Annotated in this window: 1 pseudogene; it reads right to left on the bottom strand. The window is 48.7% G+C overall.

Annotated elements, in window-relative coordinates:
* Positions 1 to 505: pseudogene (gene mukB / locus R7093_RS28460) on the bottom strand (chromosome partition protein MukB); the annotation flags it as partial.

Raw genomic sequence — 505 nt, 5'->3', positions numbered from 1 at the left:
CAGCTCGTCGAAACGCGCTTGCAGCGTATCGTCTTCAATCAGAGCCATGTTTGGTGCGAGCTTGTCTAACGAAGACAGAGCTTGCTTGCTAGTCTGAAGCTGAGAACGATGTTGTTGTTCTTTCGCTTCCAAATCAGCCAATACACGGGCGATTTGACCGCGTTTTTCGCGAACATTTGCCAATGCTTGTTCTGGGTCAGCTTCAAACGCGACTTGAATGTGGTTAGCCACAAACTGGTTGAATGCTTGGTATAGACGCTGCATCTTTTGTGAATCGAAAGCCGCTTTTGCGTGCTTCTCAACCACTTCCTCACGTTCATTGCGCAGTAGCTCTAAACGCTGTTCACGCGCCGCGCGTCCAAACAATGGAATTTCAGGGAAACGAGAGTAACGCATTTGGCGGTCGTTCATACGAACGCATACCGCACCTTCAAGTTCTTCTGCGTCAAACGAGCTGTCATCAAAGGCATCGATGTCACCTTCAATGATGTACAAATCTTCCGGA

The sequence above is a fragment of the Vibrio sp. 1580 genome (genome assembly GCF_033340055.1).
This window is presented reverse-complemented; position numbering and strand designations above follow the sequence as displayed.